Here is a 17,979-nt window from a genome sequence, read left to right as displayed (position 1 = left end):
CATGAACGACACGAGCGTCCCGACCACGACGGAAACCGCCTCCGCGACGGAAGCGGCCGAAGTCGCCGAACGCCTGATAGCCGAGTTCCGCGCGCTGCCGCCGGGCAACGACCGCAAGCGGGAGATCATCACCGAGCTGGACGACAACGCCCAGGCGCTGCCGTTCCTCGTCTCGGTCGTCGCGGACCCGGGCGAGTACGACCTGGCCCGGGTCGAGAGCGCCACCGTCCTGCGCCTGTGGCCCCCGGCCGATCCCGCTCTGCGCCACGAAGCGGGCCGCGCCCTGCTCACCGCGCTGCGCGACCCGGCGGAGGACCTGGTCCGGCAGTACGCGGCGATGTCCCTGGCGCCCTACACCGACGACCCGGTCGTCGCCACGGTCCTGGACACCACAGCGCGGGCCGACGAGGACCCGCTCGTCCGGGACAGCGCCCGCTTCTCCATCGAGGAGGCCCACCGGCTCCAGGAGACCGGAGCGGGTGGGCCGTGATCACACGGGGGCTCAGCCCCTGCCGCGTCCGAGCCACTGGGCCGCCTCGGTCGCCCAGTAGGTGAGGATCATCTGCGCCCCGGCCCGCCGGATCCCGGTCAGGCTCTCCAGGATCGCCTTGTCCCGGTCGATCCAGCCCTTCTCGGCGGCGGCCTCGACCATCGCGTACTCGCCGCTGATCTGGTACGCCGCGACCGGCACGTCCACGGACTCCGCGACCTTGGCGAGGATGTCCAGATACGGTCCGGCGGGCTTCACCATGACCATGTCCGCGCCCTCCGCCAGGTCCAGCGCCAGCTCCCGCAGCGACTCGCGGGCGTTGGCCGGGTCCTGCTGGTAGGTCTTGCGGTCACCGGTGAGCGAGGAGCCGACGGCCTCGCGGAAGGGGCCGTAGAAGGCGGAGCTGTACTTCGCGGTGTAGGCGAGGACCGACACGTCCTCGTGGCCGGTCTGGTCCAGGGCGTCGCGGATCACGCCGACCTGACCGTCCATCATCCCGCTGGGGCCCACCACATGGGCCCCGGCGTCCGCCTGGACCTGGGCCATCTCCGCGTACCGCTCCAGCGTCGCGTCGTTGTCCACCCGGCCGTCCGCCGTCAGGACCCCGCAGTGACCGTGGTCGGTGTACTCGTCCAGGCACAGGTCCGACATGATCACCAGGTCGTCGCCGACCTCCTCGCGGACCGCGCGCAGGGCGACCTGGAGGATCCCGTCGGGGTCGGTGCCCGCCGTGCCCCGGGCGTCCTTCTTCCCGTCCTCCGGCACCCCGAAGAGCATGATCCCCGAGACCCCGGCCTCCACCGCCTCGACGGCCGCCTTCCGCAGGGTGTCCAGGGTGTGCTGGTGCACGCCGGGCATGGCCGAGATGGCGACCGGGGCGTCGATGCCCTCCCGGACGAACGCGGGGAGGATCAGGTTCGCGGGGTCGAGCCGTGTCTCGGCGACCATCCGCCGCATCGCCGGGGTCGTCCGCAGCCGCCGGGGGCGGGAGCCGGGGAAATTTGCGTACGCAGTCATCCTTCGACGATAGCCCCGTACGCAGCGCGGTCTTACCGACACCGGTGCCGGGAAAGGCCCGCGAACAGGCCCCTGACAGGGGGCCACTCTCCCGGCCCGGAAAGGCGGTGGGCCCGGCCGCCGAAGCGACCGGGCCCACTCACCCGCGTACTGCCGTCACGTCGTCGTCCGGCGTCTGCGCGCACCGGGGCGGCGCTCGCTCGGCCGGGTCACCGGGTCGCCGGCGTCCTTCGCCGCGTCCCGGCGCTGCGCGCCGAAGGCGGCGAGCGCCTCGGCGAGCTTGTGCACCGACGGCTCGGGGGACAGCACGTCCACCCGGAGGCCGTGCTCCTCGGCGGTCTTCGCGGTGGCCGGGCCGATGCACGCGATCACGGTCACGTTGTGCGGCTTGCCCGCGATGCCGACCAGGTTCCGCACCGTCGAGGACGAGGTGAACAGGACCGCGTCGAAGCCGCCGCCCTTGATCGCCTCGCGGGTGTCGGCCGGCGGCGGCGAGGCGCGGACCGTGCGGTACGCGGTGACGTCGTCGACCTCCCAGCCCAGCTCGATCAGCCCGGCCACCAGGGTCTCGGTGGCGATGTCGGCGCGCGGCAGGAACACCCGGTCGATCGGGTCGAAGACCGGGTCGTAGGGCGGCCAGTCCTCCAGCAGCCCGGCGGCGGACTGCTCGCCGGAGGGCACCAGGTCCGGCTTCACACCGAAGTCGATCAGCGCGGCGGCGGTCTGCTCGCCGACGGCGGCGACCTTGATCCCGGCGAAGGCCCGGGCGTCGAGACCGTACTCCTCGAACTTCTCCCGGACCGCCTTGACGGCGTTCACGCTGGTGAAGGCGATCCACTCGTAGCGCCCGGTGACCAGGCCCTTGACCGCGCGCTCCATCTGCTGGGGCGTACGCGGCGGCTCGACGGCGATCGTCGGGACCTCGTGCGGCACCGCACCGTAGGAGCGCAGCTGGTCGGAGAGCGACGCGGCCTGCTCCTTGGTACGCGGCACGAGCACCCGCCAGCCGAACAGCGGCTTGGACTCGAACCACGCGAGCTGGTCGCGCTGGGCGGCGGAGCTGCGCTCTCCGACCACGGCTATGACCGGCCGGTGGCCCTCGGGCGAGGGGAGCACCTTGGCCTGCTTGAGGGTCTGGGCGATCGTCCCGAGGGTCGCCGTCCAGGTGCGCTGACGGGTGGTCGTGCCGGCGATCGTCACGGTCAGCGGGGTGTCGGGCTTGCGGCCCGCCGAGACGAGCTCACCGGCGGCGGCCGCGACCGCGTCCAGCGTGGTGGAGACGACGGCGGTCGCGTCGCTCGCGCCGACCTCGCTCCAGCACCGGTCGGAGGCCGTACGGGCGTCGACGAAACGGACGTCCGCGCCCTGCTCGTCGCGGAGCGGCACCCCGGCGTACGCGGGCACGCCGACGGCGTTCGCGATGCCCGGGACCACCTCGAAGGGCACCCCGGCGGCGGCGCAGGCGAGCATCTCCGCGCCCGCGTCGCCGTCCAGACCCGGATCGCCCGCGACCGCACGGACCACCCGCCTGCCGCCCTTCGCGGCCTCCATGACAAGATTGGCCGCATCCCTGAGAACGGGTACCCCGGCGCTTGTTGACGAGACGTCAACAAGCGTCAGCTCAGGCGTGCTCACGCCTTCCCGCGCATGGCTGCGAACGACGTCGAGCACATCGGGCTCGGCGACAAGGACGTCCGCGCTCGCGAGCGCTTCGACAGCGCGCAGAGTCAGCAGTCCCGGGTCGCCGGGACCGGCGCCGAGGAAGGTGACCTGGCCTTGGGCGGACAGGGCCGGAAAGTCGGATGCGGCGGGGCCGGTGGGGCTCAAAGTGCTCGCTCCCCCATAAGACCGGCCGCACCCTTGGCGAGCATCTCGGACGCGAGTTCGCGACCGAGGGCCGCCGCGTCGTCGTGCGACGTGGGGACGGGACCGGTGGTGGACAGCTGTACCAGCGAGGAACCGTCGGTGGAACCGACGACTCCGCGCAGGCGCAGTTCGTTGACAACATGCCCGTCGGCCAGGACGTCGGCCAGCGCACCCACAGGTGCGGAGCAGCCGGCCTCCAGGGCGGCGAGCAGGGCGCGCTCGGCGGTCACGGCGACCCGGGTGTACGGGTCGTCGAGCTCGGCGAGCGCGGCGGCGAGGTCGCCGCTGGACGCGGCGCACTCGATCGCCAGTGCTCCCTGGCCGGGAGCGGGCAGGACGGTGTCGACCGCCAGGAAGTCGGTCACCTCACCGCTCCGCCCGAGACGGCTGAGCCCGGCGGCGGCGAGGACCACCGCGTCGAGCTCGCCGTCGCGCACGAACCCGATCCGCGTGTCGACGTTGCCCCGGATGGGGACGGTCTCGATCCGCAGTCCGTGGGAACGGGCGTACGCGTTGAGCTGGGCCATGCGGCGCGGCGAACCGGTGCCGATGCGGGCGCCGTCGGGCAGCTGCTCGAAGGTCAGCCCGTCCCGGGCGACGAGCGCGTCGCGCGGGTCCTCGCGCTGCGGCACGGCGGCCAGCACGAGGTCGTCGGGCTGGCTGGTCGGCAGGTCCTTGAGCGAGTGGACGGCGAAGTCCACCTCGCCGCGCGCCAGCGCCTCGCGCAGGGCGGCGACGAAGACGCCGGTGCCGCCGATCTGCGCCAGGTGCTCGCGGGAGGTGTCCCCGTACGTGGTGATCTCGACGAGCTCGACGGCGCGCCCGGTCACCTCGCGGACCGCCTCGGCGACGAGCCCGGACTGGGCCATGGCGAGCTTGGAGCGCCGGGTGCCCAGCCGGAGCGGCGCGGCGCCCCGCGCTTCCGGCGATGAGTTGTCGGTCATGACCGCCCTCTATTCGGGTCGTTCAGGTCGGCCCGGGAGACGGCGGCCACCGTCTGCGGGTCGAGGTCGAAGAGTTCTCGCAGCGCGTCCGCGTACCCGGCGCCGCCGGGCTCGCTGGCGAGCTGCTTGACCCGCACGGTGGGCGCGTGCAGGAGCTTGTCGACGACGCGGCGCACGGTCTGGGTGATCTCGGCGCGCTGCTTCTCGTCCAGGTCGGGGAGGCGGCCGTCCAGCCGGGCGATCTCGCCGGCGACCACGTCGGCGGCCATGGTGCGCAGGGCGACCACGGTCGGGGCGACGTGCGCGGCGCGCTGGGCGGCGCCGAAGGCGGCCACCTCGTCGGAGACGATGGTGCGGACCCGGTCCACGTCGGCGGCCATCGGGGCGTCGGCGGATGCCTCGGCGAGCGACTCGATGTCGACGAGGCGCACCCCGGGGATGCGGTGGGCGGCGCCGTCGACGTCGCGCGGCATGGCGAGGTCGAGCAGGGCGAGCCGGACCGGGCCGGTGGACTGGGCGGGCACGGTGGCCCGGCGCGGCGCGGTCACCGGACCGGCGTGCGCGGCGGAGGCGGCGGAGCCGTTCTCCACCCAGGCGGCGTGCTGGTCGACGTCGTCCGGGGCCGGGGCGACGGCGGTGACCGCCGGTGCCTCGGGCGCGGCGTCCGGGGTCACGCCCAGGGCGTCGGCGAGGGCGTCGGCGGTGAGTACGAGGCCGGTGGAGCCGGTGCAGGAGACGACGACGTCGGCACGTGTCAGTTCGTCGCCCACCGCGGACATCTCGACGGCGCGGGCGCGCACGGCGGTGTCGTCGCCCTGCTGGAGGATCTCCACGAGGCGGTCGGCGCGGGAGCGGGTCCGGTTGGCGACGACGATCTCGGCGACACCGGTGCGCGCGAGGGTCGCGGCGGCCAGCGAGGACATCGAGCCGGCGCCGATGACCAGGGCGCGCTTGCCCCCGGCCCACAGGGCGGGGTCGGCCCCGGCGGCGAGCTGCTGGAGCCCGAAGGTGACGAGGGACTGCCCGGCCCGGTCGATCCCGGTCTCGCTGTGGGCGCGCTTGCCGACCCGCAGGGCCTGCTGGAAGAGGTCGTTCAGCAGCCGTCCGGCGGTGTGCAGCTCCTGGCCGCGCGCGAGCGCGTCCTTGATCTGGCCGAGGATCTGGCCCTCGCCGACGACCATCGAGTCGAGCCCGCAGGCCACCGAGAACAGGTGGTGGACGGCCCGGTCCTCGTAGTGCACATAGAGATACGGAGTGAGCTCTTCCAGCCCGACGCCGCTGTGCTGGGCGAGCAGGGTGGAGAGCTCGGCGACGCCCGCGTGGAACTTGTCCACATCCGCGTACAGCTCGATGCGGTTGCAGGTGGCCAGCACGGCGGCCTCGGTCGCGGGTTCCGCGGCGAGGGTGTCCTGGAGCAGCTTGGCCTGGGTGTCGGCAGCGAGGGACGCCCGCTCCAGTACGGAGACGGGGGCGCTGCGGTGGCTCAGCCCGACGACGAGGAGGCTCATGCGGGCATCACGGCGGGCATGTCCCCGTCGGGTCCTTTCCGGCCGGTGGGCGTGGCGCGCATCGGGGGCGCGCCCTCGTCCTCGGCGGTGGCGTCCTCGCCCGCCTTGCGCTGCTCGTGGAACGCGAGGATCTGGAGCTCGATGGAGAGGTCGACCTTGCGTACGTCGACGCCCTCGGGCACCGACAGGACGGTCGGCGCGAAGTTCAGGATGGAGGTCACCCCCGCGGCGACGAGCCGGTCGCAGACCTGCTGGGCGGCGCCGGGCGGGGTGGTGATCACACCGATGGACACGCCGTTCTCGCTGATGATCCGGTCGAGGTCGTCGGTGTGCTGGACGGGGATCCCGGCCACCGGCGTACCGGCCATGGCGGGGTCGGCGTCGATGAGCGCCGCGACACGGAAGCCGCGGGAGGCGAAGCCGCCGTAGTTGGCGAGGGCCGCGCCGAGGTTACCGATACCGACGATCGCGACCGGCCAGTCCTGGGTGAGCCCGAGCTCACGGGAGATCTGGTAGACGAGATACTCGACGTCGTACCCGACACCCCGGGTGCCGTAGGACCCCAGGTAGCTGAAGTCCTTCCGCAGCTTCGCCGAGTTGACGCCGGCCGCCGTGGCCAGCTCTTCGGAGGAGACCGTGGGGACCGATCGCTCGGAGAGCGCGGTCAGGGCGCGCAGATACAACGGAAGTCGGGCGACGGTGGCCTCGGGAATTCCTCGGCTACGGGTCGCCGGTCGGTGAGTTCGGCCAGTTGCCACGGTGCTCCTGCGGGATGAGCGGGGCTGCAGGCGGCCGTATGTCCCAAGACCGCCCCGTCGAATGCAGGCTATGCCTTTGTGAACGCGTGCACAAAGATTGTGTCCGTTTTGTCCGGTCAAAGTGACCGGGGTCACGCGCATTTCCCGCGCGATCCCGGAACCAGGGACCGCAACAGCCCGTTGCAGCCTCGAAGGGGGCAAAGCGGTACACACTCCTCACAACTACGCCCCCGAGGCCACTCAAAACGCCCGCAATGTTAACCGGGTTTCGCGTCCGCACCCAGCGCCTTGCGCAGCCTGGCCGGGTCCACGCGCCAGAACGTGTGCTGTTCGCCATCGATCAGCACCACCGGAATCTGCTCCCAGTACTCCTTGTACAGCTCCTCGTCCTCGGTGATGTCCTTCTCCACCCACGACGCACCGGTCTCCGCGCAGACCGCGCCCACCACCGCCCGCGCGTCCTCGCACAGATGACAGCCCGGCTTCCCGACCAGCGTGACCACCCGCTCGGCGGGCTTCTTCTTCGTACGTCGCAGCAGAGGACTCATTCCTCCATTCTGCGCCCGCCGCGCCCGCCCCCCGGGCCTGCGCCACCCGCCCCCGGGGCCGCCCGGAATCGACCGATTCACCATCCCGCCCCGAAGCGTTCACACCGCCGCATCACGGCAGGTCGGGCACGTACGGACGGACTGGCTATGCTCACCGCATGGCCGCTCTTGGATGGCTCACCCCCCGTAGGCGTTCCGCGACTGCGCGCAGCGTCCTGGCAGGCGAGGCCGCCGCCGAGGCCGCGCGCAAGACCTCGGCCGCCGACGACGACGCCGCCCTGCTGACCACCACCCCCGAAGAGGCGCCCGAGGAACCCGCGTTCCCGGTCGCCGGGGACGTCCGCGCCGCCGCCTTCTTCGACCTCGACAACACCGTGATGCAGGGCGCCGCGATCTTCCACTTCGGCCGCGGCCTCTACAAGCGCAAGTTCTTCGAACGCCGCGAACTCACCCGGTTCGCCTGGCAGCAGGCGTGGTTCCGGCTGGCCGGCGTCGAGGACCCCGAGCACATGCAGGACGCCCGCGACAGCGCCCTGTCCATCGTCAAGGGCCACCGCGTCTCCGAGCTGATGTCCATCGGCGAGGAGATCTACGACGAGTACATGGCCGACCGCATCTGGCCCGGCACCCGCGCCCTGGCCCAGGCCCACCTGGACGCCGGACAGAAGGTCTGGCTGGTCACCGCCGCACCCGTGGAGACCGCCACCATCATCGCCCGTCGCCTCGGCCTGACCGGCGCGCTCGGCACTGTCGCCGAATCGGTCGACGGCGTCTACACCGGCCGCCTGGTCGGCGAACCGCTGCACGGCCCCGCCAAGGCCGAGGCCGTCCGGGCCCTGGCCGCCGCCGAGGACCTCGACCTGGACCGCTGCGCCGCCTACAGCGACTCGCACAACGACATCCCGATGCTCTCGCTGGTCGGCCACCCCTACGCGATCAACCCGGACACCAAGCTCCGCAAGTACGCCCGCGCCCGCGACTGGCGGCTGCGCGACTACCGCACCGGCCGCAAGGCGGCCAAGGTCGGCATCCCGGCCGCCGCCGGGGTCGGCGCACTGGCGGGCGGCACGGCCGCCGCGCTCGCCCTGCACCGCCGTCGCCGCTGACCCCGCCTCCGCTCCGCGCCCCGTGCCCGCCCGCACCGTCCGGTCACGGGGCGCAGCCACGCCCGAAGCCGTACCGCCGGTCGAAAGCCGTTTCGCCGATCGCGCCGACGCCCCCTCCGGCCAGCCGGATCGCCGGTGCACGGCCACAACCCGTCGTCCCCGTAGGCAGATCACGAAGTAATCCGATCAATAAACGGTCACCATGTGCGACTTGATACGTCACTTAGCGATAAGAGAAGCGACGGAACCGGCGATTTAGACAACTGGGTGTAGCACTGCCTGCACGAAGCGTTATTCTCCTCAGACGCATCACGGAGACCGTCACCCGCTACCACGGGTGACGATTTTCGAACTGCTCGTGATGGAAGCTCTGCCTCTGGGAGTCCCGTGTACCCACACGTCGGGGTTGACGCCTCGGGCCTGGCTACGCTGCGTGCATCGGTCATTGACCGCTTGCGCGGCTTCGTCCCCACCGCGTACGCCGTCCCCGCATTTGCCACCCCTGCACCTGCCGGCCCCTGCTACGCCCTGGCCGAACGCAGTGCGGCGGTCGGAAGACGCAGCACCCGCGCCGCCTCGACCACCACGTCGACCGTCCGCCGCCCCACGGCCGACAGCGACAGCGCGCGCATGATGGACCTCGTCGAGCGCGCGCAGGCCGGCGAGGCGGACGCCTTCGGCCGCCTGTACGACCAGTACAGCGACACCGTGTACCGGTACATCTACTACCGCGTGGGCGGCAAGGCGACCGCGGAGGACCTCACCAGCGAGACCTTCCTCCGCGCGCTGCGCCGTATCTCCACGTTCACCTGGCAGGGCCGCGACTTCGGCGCCTGGCTGGTCACGATCGCTCGCAACCTGGTCGCCGACCACTTCAAATCCAGTCGTTTCCGACTGGAAGTGACCACCGGCGAGATGCTCGACGCCAACGAGGTGGCGCGCAGCCCCGAGGACTCCGTCCTGGAGTCCCTCTCCAACGCCGCTCTGCTCCAGGCCGTCCGGCGACTCAACCCCCAGCAGCAGGAGTGCGTCACCCTGCGGTTCCTCCAAGGGCTCTCGGTCGCCGAGACCGCCCGCGTGATGGGCAAGAACGAGGGCGCGATCAAGACCCTCCAGTACCGAGCCGTGCGGACGCTCGCCCGACTCCTGCCGGACGACGCCCGCTGACCACCCCGGTCGACGACCCCTGCGTGACCGTCCCGTCACGCACTGGTCCGATCATCTTTCGTGCGTAACCCAAGTGCCGCGCGCGTCGTTGTGCCGGTTGCAGGCCCCCTGTCGTCACCACCTGTCCGTCTCCACTCACTCCATCGAGTGGAAACGCTCAAGGTGCGCAACCTTCCGGACCGCCAGGGGAGTCGACCGTCATGACGAGAGGAGGTGCCGCCAGTGATCGCAAACGTTTCGGCACACCGGCGGGCGAACGCCTTCGCCCAGGCCCTGGAGGAGCAGACCCCCCAGGGTGCGGCGGCCGCAGAGCCCGCGGAGCCGGCCGACCAGGCCGACCGCGGACCACTGTTGGCCCTGGCGAACGGCCTCGGTGAGCTACCGAAGCCGCAGTTGGACCCCGAGGTCAAAGTGGTGCAGCGAGCCCAGCTCGTCGCCGCCATGGAGGCCATGTTCGCCGAGGGCGGCGCGTCCACGGGCCCTACGGTGCCCGTGCAACGGGGCAAGGGGGCCCACCGGGCCTCACCACTGCGGAGACTGCGCCCCCGCTCCCGCTGGGCGAAGGGACTCACCGCCGGCGGGCTCACCGTCGGCGTGGCCGCGGGAGCCTTCGGCGGAGTGGCCGCCGCCAGCTCCGACGCCCTCCCCGGTGATTCGCTGTACGGGCTCAAGCGCGGGATGGAGGACATCAGCCTCGGCCTGGCCAAGGGCGACGCCGACCGCGGCGAGGCCTATCTCGACCAGGCCTCCACCCGGCTCAGCGAGGCCCGCAGACTCATGGAGCGCGGCCGCTCCGGCAGCCTGGACCACGAATCCCTCGGCGCCGTCAGACGCGCGCTCAACGGCATGTCCCACGACGCCTCCGAGGGCCACCGCCTGCTCCGCTCCGCCTACCAGCGCGACGGAGCGATCGGCCCCATGCAGACCCTGGACACCTTCTCCCGCTCGCACCGCGCCACCTGGAGCAGTCTCCGCGACCGGCTGCCCGTCCAGCTCACCGACGTCCGCGACGAGGTCACCTCCGTCTTCGACGCCATGGAGGAGGAAGTCGCACCGCTCCAGTCCCTCCTCCCCCGCCCCCCGGGCGAGGACCGGGGCACCGGCCGCTCCGGAACCACCACCCCGGGCAAGGACTCCCCCCGCACCGACGCCCCCGCACCTCCGGCCTCCCCCGAGAAGCCCGGAGACCGCACCGACGGCAGCGCGGACCCCAAGCCCTCCGGCTCGCCGGGCTCCTCCGACGCCACCCCGGACGGCGGCCTGCTCGGCGGCGGCACGGACGGCCTGCTGGACGAGCTCCCCACCGACGAGCTCGCCCCGCAGCCCTCCGAGAGCCGCCCGAGCACACCCGCCGCCCCGGACGTCACCCTGCCCCCGCTCCTCCCCGGGCTCCTCCCGGGCCTCGGCATCGACGGCGAGAACCTCAGGCCGTAGAGCCGAAACGGAGACACGACAGGAGACACGACAAGGGGCCGGTACGCGGATCGCGTACCGGCCCCTTGCTCGTCACAGCCTCAGAAGAAGACCGACCGCCGCTGCACCAGCAGCTTGTACAGCGTGTGCTGGATCTGCTCCCGCACCTGGTCCGTCAGGTTGAACATCAGCATCGGGTCCTCCGCCGCCTCCGGCGGATAGCCGTCCGTGGGAATCGGCTCACCGAACTGGATCGTCCACTTCGTCGGCAACGGCAACGCACCCAGCGGCCCCAGCCACGGGAACGTCGGCGTGATCGGGAAGTACGGGAAGCCCAGCAGCCGGGCCAGCGTCTTCGCGTTGCCGATCATCGGGTAGATCTCCTCCGCCCCCACGATCGAGCACGGCACGATCGGCGCGCCCGCCCGCAGGGCCGTCGACACGAACCCGCCCCGCCCGAAGCGCTGAAGCTTGTAGCGCTCGCCGAACGGCTTGCCGATGCCCTTGAACCCCTCCGGCATCACCCCGACGATCTCCCCCATCTCCAGCAGCCGCTGCGCGTCCTCCGCACAGGCCAGCGTGTGACCGGCCTTGCGCGCCAGCTCGTTGACGACCGGGAGATGGAAGACCAGATCGGCGGCGAGCAGCCGCAGATGCCGCTCGGCCGGATGGTTGTCGTGCACCGCGACCTGGAGCATCAGCCCGTCCAGCGGCAGCGTCCCGGAGTGGTTGGCCACGATGAGCGCCCCGCCGTCCGACGGGATGTTCTCGATGCCCTTCACCTCGACCCGGAAGTACGTGTCCGCCAGCGGCCGCAGCGCCGACATCAGGACCTGGTCGGTGAGCTCCCGGTCGTACCCGAACTCGTCGACGTCGTAATCACCGGTGATCCGCCGCCGCAGGAACGCCAGCCCGCCCGCGATCCGCCGCTCCCAGCCCCCGGCCGACGAGCGCCCCTCGTCCGGACCCGGCACCCCCGGCCCACCGCCCGTCTCCCCGGCCCCCGGGGAGAGGCCGGACAGCGCGTCGGACGGGACGTCGCCCTGCTCGGGCACCTGCGCCCCCGGCAGCGCGCTCACCGGAGCGGCGGAGCCGTCACCCCGCCCGCTGCCGCCCGCCCCCGTCCGGCGCCGCGCCGGACGCGCACCGCCACCGGACCGCGAACGGTCGTCGTCGAACGGAATGACCTTGGCATCCGCCATCGTCGGTGCGCTCCTCTACCTGGCGCCGTGAGTCGTCTGTACCGCACCGGCCCCGCGCTCCCGCGGTCCGGCGCCTCCGGGCAGCGGCAACGCCGCCAGCCGGTCCACCGCCCTGCCCACCGTCTCCGGCGGCAGCAGCCCGGGCCCCCGGCTCCGCGCGAACTCCGCGAAGGTCTCCGCCGTGGTGAACGCCGGCCGGAAACCGAGGGTCTCGCGCATCTGCACCGTCGAGACCACCCGGCCGTGGGTGAGCAGCCGGATCTGTTCCGGCGAGAAGTCGGTCATGCCGATCGTACGGAGCGCGGAGCCGACCCAGGTGACGGCGGGCAGCAGCACGGGAACGGTCGGCCTCCCCAGCCGCCGCGAGCACTGCGACAGCAGCAGCACCCCGTCGCCGGCGATGTTGAACGTGCCGCTGTTCAGCGTGCCGCGCCGGGGCTCGCTCGCCGCGATCCCGAGGACGTCGATCACATCGTCCTCGTGCACGAACTGGAGGCGCGGGTCGTAGCCGAAGACGGTCGGCAGGACGGGCAGCGACAGATAGTCGGCGAGCGGCGAGTCCGGATGCGGGCCCAGGATGTTGGCGAACCGCAGCACGCACACCGCCACGTCCGGGCGGCGGCGGGCGAAGCCCCGTACGTACCCCTCGACCTCCACCGCGTCCTTCGCGAAGCCGCCACTGGGCAGCGACTTGGGCGGGGTGGTCTCGGTGAACACGGCCGGATCGCGGGGCGCCGACCCGTACACGCTCGTGCTGGACTTCACCACGAGCCGCTGCACCGTCGGCGACTTCTGACAGGCGCCGAGCAGCTGCATGGTGCCGATGACGTTGGTCTCCTTGATCGCCGTCCGGCCGCCGGCGCCGAGCGCCTTGCCGGAGACGTCCAGGTGGACCACCGTGTCGACGGCGTACTCGGCCAGGATCCGCGCTATGGCCGACTGCCGGATGTCGGCGCGGACGAACTCCGCGTCGCCCAGCCGGTGCGGGGGCACGACGGCGTCGACCGCGATCACCCGGTCCACCCCGGGATCGCGCTGGACACGCCGGACGAAGCGGCCCCCCAGCTGCCGGGCCACTCCTGTGACGAGGACGACCTTCCCCAAGACCAGTGCCTTCCGTCGGCCCGGGAAGCCTGGCCCGGCTCCCCTGCTTCCCGCGGTAACTTCCCTGGCGGTCACCGTAGCGGGTGGACGCCGTCCTGTGACGCCCCCATGCCCCGAAACGCACCGCAGCCCTCCCACCATGACGGCGGGAGGGCTGCGGATCTCACGAACTGCGTTCGCTTACTTCTTGTTGCGACGCTGAACGCGCGTGCGCTTGAGCAGCTTGCGGTGCTTCTTCTTGGCCATCCGCTTGCGCCGCTTCTTGATAACAGAGCCCACGACTACCCTCGCTCACTTCTTCTTCACTGGTGCGGGGCGTCTGGGCCCACACGACCTACGTCGGCCTAGCCTACCCGCCACCGTCCGAGGGACGTAATCCGCGGGCAACCCGAGGCTCACCTCAGGCTGATTCCACCCCCACGAAGGACTCGCGGAGATACGCGTGAACCGCTTGCTCCGGCACCCGGAAGGACCTGCCCACCCGGATCGCCGGCAGATGACCGCTGTGCACCAGGCGGTACACCGTCATCTTCGACACTCGCATGACCGAGGCGACTTCCGCCACGGTCAGAAACTTGACCTCGTTGAGAGGCCTCTCGCTGCCAGCAGCCATGACCCACCTGTCCCTCCGCACCGGACGCGCACCGGCTTCCCCTCCGGTGACTCTTCGTCGTTGTGCGCTCACTCACCAGATTAGGGGCGGGTGGTGCGAGTGGGGAAGAGGGGAGGCGATCGACGGCTTACTGTGACAGACAGGCCCGATTGAGCACATAGCGCGTCAACGGCCGGTAGAACGGCGCCCGTACGCCGTCGTCGAGCGGGACGACCAGGGACACCCGCCCCTCCGCCTCCCCCACGAACAGCGCCGGATCGTCCGTGTCCGCCGGACCGATCGCCTCGATCCCCAGCTGACCTGCGCCGCAGACCCAGCCGTGATCCCCGATCACCAGCTCGGGCAGCACCCCGAGCCGCTCCGCCGCGTCCTGGAGCGCGAGCCGCACGGGAAGCGGCGAATGCGTGTGCGCGCCGGTCTCACCCCCGGTGGGCCGCCCCCCGGGTTCGCGCACCAGGGCGACACCCCGTACGTAGTCGAGACGGTACGTGCGTACGCCAAACCGGGTCGTTATGTCGACACATCTGCCCTGCGCGGGGGTGAGAACAGGACAGCCCGCCGTCGACAGGGCGTCTGCCAGCCCGGCGTAGAAACCGAGCAGCCGGTGCGGATGCCCGGTCCCCAGCAGCACCGGAGCCCGCCGCTCCGCCACCAGCGCCAACCGCTCGCCGAACGCGTCCAGCGCGGCCACCGTCCGGTCCGGATCGATCGCGTCGGGGCCGCTCACATGCGCGGGGTCCGCCGAGACCCCGCACCGGTCCGCCATCAGCCGCAGCAGCTCGCCCTCGCCCCAGGCCCGCTCGGGCGCGAGCCCCAGCATCACGCGCGGATCCCGGGCGGCGAACAGCCGGTAGCTGCGCAGACTGGTCTCGCGCGACGTGGCCACGGGCCCGGCCAGCCGGGCCGCCAGCAGATGGGCGCGCAGCGCCCCGGTGCTCAACACCCCTGGGATGCTGCCGCATCGGGGAGCCGGAGCGGGCCGGAATCCCGTTACGCCCCACCGTTGGCGTAACGCACGGCACAATGCCCCCGCGCGACGCACGGACTCAGGTCAGCAGCCCCCGCAGGGGGAAGGCGGCCTTCCGGGACGCCAGCACCGCCTGGTCCAGCCGGTCCGCCGGGTCGTACCCGTCCTCCCACGCCTTCCACGACGGCGTACGCCCGTCCGTCATCCGGCCGGGTCCCAGCTGCCGCGTACGGGCGTAGACGAGATCGCGCCAGGACGGCGGCACCACCGACTCCGGATCGACCGGCGCGTGCGCGGCGATCCCGACGAGGTGCGTCCACGACCGGGGCACCACGTCCACCACCGCGTACCCGCCGCCGCCGAGCGCCACCCAGCGCCCGTCGGCGTGATCGTGGGCCAGCCGGTGGCAGGACTCCATGACCGCCCGCTGCGCGTCCAGTGATACGGCGAGATGGGCGAGCGGGTCCTCGAAGTGCGTGTCGGCCCCGTGCTGGGTGACGAGCACCTGGGGCCGGAAGTCGGCCAGCAGCTCGGGCACCACCGCGTGGAAGGCCCGCAGCCACCCCTCGTCCCCGGTGCCCGCCGGCAGCGCCACGTTCACCGCGGACCCCTCGCCGTCCCCGGCCCCGGTCTCCTCCGGCCACCCGGTCTGCGGGAACAGCGTCCTCGGGTGCTCGTGCAGCGAGATCGTCAGGACGCGCGGGTCCTCCCAGAACGCGGCCTGCACCCCGTCCCCGTGGTGGACGTCCACATCGACGTACGCGACCCGCTCCGCGCCCAGTTCCAGCAGCCGGGCGATGGCGAGGGCCGGGTCGTTGTAGACGCAGAACCCGGCGGCCGCACCCGGCATGGCGTGATGCAGCCCCCCGGTGAAGTTCACCGCGTGCTCGGTCTCGCCCCGCCACACGGCCTCCGCGGCACCGACGGACAGCCCGGCGATCAGCGCGGACGCCTCGTGCATCCCGGTGAACGCCGGATCGTCCACGGTCCCGAGCCCGTAGCTCTGGTCGGCGGCCCGAGGGTTCGCGGAGGCGGCCCGCACGGCCGCCACATAGTCCTGCCGGTGCACGAGTCTCAGGCTGGAGTCCCCCAGGGGCCTCGCCGACCGCAGATCCACCGCCGAATCCAGCCCGAACGCCCGCACCAGCCCCATCGTCAGGGCGAGGCGGACCGGGTCCATGGGGTGGGTGTCCCCGAAGTCGTATCCCGTAACTGCGTCATCCCACATCAGCTGTGCGCGGCCGCTCATGCCCGCCACCGTATCGGGCGGGCTCCGGCCCGAACGCGCGGGCATACACGAGCGTCGCCAGCACCAGAACCATCGGTACGAGCATGGCCCCGCGATAACTCCACGCATCGCCCAGAGCACCCACGAGCGGCGAACCGACCAGGAACCCCACATAGTTGAAGATATTCAACCGGGCCACGGCGGCGTCGCTGTTCCCCGGGAACAGCCGCCCGGCGGCGGCGAAGGTCTGCGGCACGATCACGCAGAGCCCGAACCCGAGCATCGTGAACCCGAGCATCCCCACCCAGGCCCCGGGCGCCACCGCCACGACCGCGAACCCGCCGGCCGCCAGCAGACTCCCGCCCCGCACCACGGCGACCGCCCCGAACCGCCGCACCCCGAGGTCCCCGACGGCCCGCCCCAACAGGGTCGTCACCATGTAGACGTTGTACGGGACGGTCGCGAGCTGCTCCGAACTGCCCAGCACGTCCTGGAGGTACTTGGCACTCCAGTTGGAGACGGTCGAGTCCCCGATGTACGCGAAGGTCATGATGAGGCAGAGCGGCAACAACAGCTTGAACGAGAACGCCCCGCCCGCACCGACAAAACCGGCACCGGTCTCCGTGCCGGCCTTCGTGGCGGCCTTCGTACCGTCCGGCCCCGCCCCTTCCGCGCCCTCCCCCTCCGTGTACCACCGGCTCCCGACCAGCGCGGCGGGCAGCAGTACGGCGACGACGGGCAGGTAGGACGCGAGCAACGACATCTCCCAGCGCGCCCCGGCCCAGGCCAGGGAGGCCCCTGCGATCCCGCCCAGGCTGTAGGCGGCATGAAAGCCGGTCATGATCGAGCGCCCGTAAGCGCGTTGGAGGCTGACGCCCAGCATGTTCATGGAGGCGTCGAGCGCCCCGACTGCCAGCCCGAACACGCCGAGGGCGACGGCGACGTGCCACATCTCCCGCCCGGCGCCCACCCCGAGGAGAGCGAGGAGAACGAGGGGCTGGGCCCAGCGCAGGACGACGCTCGGCCGCACCCGCGCGACCACCTTCTCGGTGGCCACGCTGCCGGCACCCGCCAGGATCGGGACGGCGGCGAGGAAGACGGGCAGCAGCCCGTCGGATATCCCGTACCGGTCCTGAATGGCGGGGATACGCGTCACCAGAAGAGCGAACGCCACGCCTTGAACGCCGAAGCTCAGCCCCAGGGAGGCCCTGCCGTGCCGCAAGACCGCATCAGTCATGGCGGCGAGCGTAGGGCCAACCGCTACCCCTGGGTAGATGGATCAGCCGAGCAGTTTCCGGACGAGGGCGAGGTCCGGAGGAGGGCTTCAGGCGAGGAGCTGGGGCAGTTGGGCCATGTCCGAGAAGTGCCCGGTCACTCCGACGAGCCGGTCGGCGGGCACCATCGACGTGAAGCCGTACACGTCCATCCCGGCCGCCCGTGCCGCTTCGACCCCGAGCGGGCTGTCCTCGATGACGACGCACCGCTCGGGTGCGACGCCCATGCGCTCGGCTGCGTAGAGGAAGAGGTCCGGCGCCGGCTTGCCCCGCCCGACGTCCTCCGAGCTGAAGATCCACTCCTCCTCGAACCACTGGTCGAGCCCCGTCTTGCGGTGGCCGACCCGGATCCGCTCATGGCTCCCGGAGGAAGCGACGCAGTAGTCCACCCCGTCCGCGACGAGCTTCCCGAGCAGTTCCTCGGCACCGTCGACGGCCACCAGTTCCTCCTGGAAAGCGGCGAAGGTGCGGGCCGCGAGCGTGGAGTCGAAGTCCTCGGGCAGCTTCTGTCCGGTCCGCTCTCCGACGAGGTCGTGGATCCGGTGCACCGCCGACCCCATGTAGTCACGGAGCGAATCCTCGTACGAGGTGGGGTGACCGAGTTCGGTCAGGTAGCCGGAGAGGACGGTGTTGGCGATCGGCTCGCTGTCGACGAGCACACCGTCGTTGTCGAAGATGACCAGTTCGTAGCGCATGCTCCGACCCTAGACGTTCAGAACGCAGAAAAGCCCCGTGCCACAAGGGCACGGGGCTTTCCCACAATAATTGTTCGGC

At 71.9% G+C, this 17,979-nt stretch carries 18 protein-coding genes; 4 read left to right on the top strand and 14 right to left on the bottom strand.

The window, feature by feature from the left end:
• Position 1: 1 nt before the first annotated feature.
• Complete coding sequence (locus IE145_RS10810) at positions 2-490, top strand: hypothetical protein (RefSeq protein WP_189520705.1); 489 nt, start codon at positions 2-4, stop codon at positions 488-490.
• Positions 491-502: 12 nt separating this feature from the next.
• Here the strand turns inward: IE145_RS10810 and hemB are convergent, their stop codons facing one another.
• From hemB to IE145_RS10780, 6 genes are all read right to left on the bottom strand, one after another.
• On the bottom strand, positions 503-1,507 hold the full coding sequence (gene hemB, locus IE145_RS10805) for a porphobilinogen synthase (protein ID WP_189520704.1): 1,005 nt from the start codon (positions 1,505-1,507) through the stop codon (positions 503-505).
• A 156-nt stretch (positions 1,508-1,663) separates the two neighbouring features.
• On the bottom strand, positions 1,664-3,334 hold the full coding sequence (locus tag IE145_RS10800; protein ID WP_069737041.1) for a bifunctional uroporphyrinogen-III C-methyltransferase/uroporphyrinogen-III synthase: 1,671 nt from the start codon (positions 3,332-3,334) through the stop codon (positions 1,664-1,666).
• Positions 3,331-4,317 carry a hydroxymethylbilane synthase gene (gene hemC, locus IE145_RS10795; RefSeq protein WP_189520703.1) on the bottom strand — a complete coding sequence of 329 codons (987 nt, stop codon included), beginning with the start codon at positions 4,315-4,317 and terminating at the stop codon, positions 3,331-3,333. Before hemC ends, IE145_RS10800 begins: the two co-directional genes overlap by 4 nt.
• Positions 4,314-5,825 carry a glutamyl-tRNA reductase gene (locus IE145_RS10790; RefSeq protein WP_189520702.1) on the bottom strand — a complete coding sequence of 504 codons (1,512 nt, stop codon included), beginning with the start codon at positions 5,823-5,825 and terminating at the stop codon, positions 4,314-4,316. Before IE145_RS10790 ends, hemC begins: the two co-directional genes overlap by 4 nt.
• Complete coding sequence (locus IE145_RS10785) at positions 5,822-6,583, bottom strand: redox-sensing transcriptional repressor Rex (RefSeq protein WP_069737038.1); 762 nt, start codon at positions 6,581-6,583, stop codon at positions 5,822-5,824. Before IE145_RS10785 ends, IE145_RS10790 begins: the two co-directional genes overlap by 4 nt.
• 257 nt (positions 6,584-6,840) lie before the next feature.
• Positions 6,841-7,131, bottom strand: coding sequence for a glutaredoxin family protein (locus tag IE145_RS10780; RefSeq protein ID WP_069737151.1), 291 nt, complete (start codon positions 7,129-7,131; stop codon positions 6,841-6,843).
• 158 nt (positions 7,132-7,289) lie between these two features.
• Between IE145_RS10780 and IE145_RS10775 the strand changes: the two genes are divergently transcribed.
• The 3 genes from IE145_RS10775 (at position 7,290) to IE145_RS10765 (ending at position 10,838) form a co-directional block, all read left to right on the top strand.
• A complete protein-coding gene (locus IE145_RS10775) occupies positions 7,290-8,237 on the top strand; it encodes an HAD family hydrolase (protein WP_075265694.1) in 948 nt (315 codons plus the stop codon).
• A 387-nt stretch (positions 8,238-8,624) separates the two neighbouring features.
• Positions 8,625-9,404 carry an ECF subfamily RNA polymerase sigma factor, BldN family gene (locus IE145_RS10770; protein WP_032766607.1) on the top strand — a complete coding sequence of 260 codons (780 nt, stop codon included), beginning with the start codon at positions 8,625-8,627 and terminating at the stop codon, positions 9,402-9,404.
• A gap of 222 nt (positions 9,405-9,626) precedes the next feature.
• Positions 9,627-10,838 carry a DUF5667 domain-containing protein gene (locus tag IE145_RS10765; RefSeq protein WP_189520701.1) on the top strand — a complete coding sequence of 404 codons (1,212 nt, stop codon included), beginning with the start codon at positions 9,627-9,629 and terminating at the stop codon, positions 10,836-10,838.
• An 80-nt stretch (positions 10,839-10,918) separates the two neighbouring features.
• On the opposite strand, the gene IE145_RS10760 is transcribed toward IE145_RS10765, so the two are convergent.
• The 8 genes from IE145_RS10760 to IE145_RS10725 form a co-directional block, all read right to left on the bottom strand.
• Positions 10,919-12,019 (bottom strand): lysophospholipid acyltransferase family protein, encoded by a 1,101-nt coding sequence (locus IE145_RS10760; protein ID WP_189520700.1) that lies wholly within the window; start codon positions 12,017-12,019, stop codon positions 10,919-10,921.
• A 15-nt stretch (positions 12,020-12,034) separates the two neighbouring features.
• A complete protein-coding gene (locus tag IE145_RS10755) occupies positions 12,035-13,123 on the bottom strand; it encodes an NAD-dependent epimerase/dehydratase family protein (protein ID WP_189520699.1) in 1,089 nt (362 codons plus the stop codon).
• 180 nt (positions 13,124-13,303) lie between these two features.
• Complete coding sequence (locus tag IE145_RS10750; protein ID WP_003948845.1) at positions 13,304-13,402, bottom strand: 30S ribosomal protein bS22; 99 nt, start codon at positions 13,400-13,402, stop codon at positions 13,304-13,306.
• A 121-nt stretch (positions 13,403-13,523) separates the two neighbouring features.
• Complete coding sequence (locus IE145_RS10745) at positions 13,524-13,736, bottom strand: helix-turn-helix domain-containing protein (RefSeq protein ID WP_003968329.1); 213 nt, start codon at positions 13,734-13,736, stop codon at positions 13,524-13,526.
• A 127-nt stretch (positions 13,737-13,863) separates the two neighbouring features.
• Entirely contained in the window at positions 13,864-14,679 is an 816-nt protein-coding gene (locus IE145_RS10740; protein ID WP_189520698.1) for a phosphatase, read from the bottom strand.
• 103 nt (positions 14,680-14,782) lie between these two features.
• The gene (locus IE145_RS10735; RefSeq protein WP_189520697.1) at positions 14,783-15,952 is read right to left on the bottom strand and encodes an acetoin utilization protein AcuC; all 1,170 of its coding nucleotides are present in this window, start codon (positions 15,950-15,952) and stop codon (positions 14,783-14,785) included.
• Positions 15,921-17,168, bottom strand: a complete 1,248-nt coding sequence (locus IE145_RS10730; RefSeq protein WP_189520696.1) for an MFS transporter — start codon at positions 17,166-17,168, stop codon at positions 15,921-15,923. The genes IE145_RS10735 and IE145_RS10730 overlap by 32 nt, the downstream gene beginning before the upstream one ends.
• An 87-nt stretch (positions 17,169-17,255) precedes the next feature.
• The gene (locus IE145_RS10725; protein WP_189520695.1) at positions 17,256-17,900 is read right to left on the bottom strand and encodes an HAD family hydrolase; all 645 of its coding nucleotides are present in this window, start codon (positions 17,898-17,900) and stop codon (positions 17,256-17,258) included.
• Between the last annotated feature and the right edge of the window lie 79 nt (positions 17,901-17,979).

Source organism: Streptomyces sindenensis (genome assembly GCF_014649035.1).
Classification (GTDB): Bacteria; Actinomycetota; Actinomycetes; order Streptomycetales; family Streptomycetaceae; genus Streptomyces; species Streptomyces sindenensis.
This window is presented reverse-complemented; position numbering and strand designations above follow the sequence as displayed.

What these genes read in the sequence shown, in the direction of transcription:
- IE145_RS10810 (WP_189520705.1), top strand. Translation starts at nt 2, where the DNA reads ATGAACGACACGAGCGTCCCGACCACGACGGAAACCGCCTCCGCGACG.
- hemB (WP_189520704.1), bottom strand. Translation starts at nt 1,507, where the DNA reads ATGACTGCGTACGCAAATTTCCCCGGCTCCCGCCCCCGGCGGCTGCGG.
- hemC (WP_189520703.1), bottom strand. Translation starts at nt 4,317, where the DNA reads ATGACCGACAACTCATCGCCGGAAGCGCGGGGCGCCGCGCCGCTCCGG.
- IE145_RS10790 (WP_189520702.1), bottom strand. Translation starts at nt 5,825, where the DNA reads ATGAGCCTCCTCGTCGTCGGGCTGAGCCACCGCAGCGCCCCCGTCTCC.
- IE145_RS10780 (WP_069737151.1), bottom strand. Translation starts at nt 7,131, where the DNA reads ATGAGTCCTCTGCTGCGACGTACGAAGAAGAAGCCCGCCGAGCGGGTG.
- IE145_RS10775 (WP_075265694.1), top strand. Translation starts at nt 7,290, where the DNA reads ATGGCCGCTCTTGGATGGCTCACCCCCCGTAGGCGTTCCGCGACTGCG.
- IE145_RS10760 (WP_189520700.1), bottom strand. Translation starts at nt 12,019, where the DNA reads ATGGCGGATGCCAAGGTCATTCCGTTCGACGACGACCGTTCGCGGTCC.
- IE145_RS10745 (WP_003968329.1), bottom strand. Translation starts at nt 13,736, where the DNA reads ATGGCTGCTGGCAGCGAGAGGCCTCTCAACGAGGTCAAGTTTCTGACC.
- IE145_RS10735 (WP_189520697.1), bottom strand. Translation starts at nt 15,952, where the DNA reads ATGAGCGGCCGCGCACAGCTGATGTGGGATGACGCAGTTACGGGATAC.
- IE145_RS10730 (WP_189520696.1), bottom strand. Translation starts at nt 17,168, where the DNA reads ATGACTGATGCGGTCTTGCGGCACGGCAGGGCCTCCCTGGGGCTGAGC.
- IE145_RS10725 (WP_189520695.1), bottom strand. Translation starts at nt 17,900, where the DNA reads ATGCGCTACGAACTGGTCATCTTCGACAACGACGGTGTGCTCGTCGAC.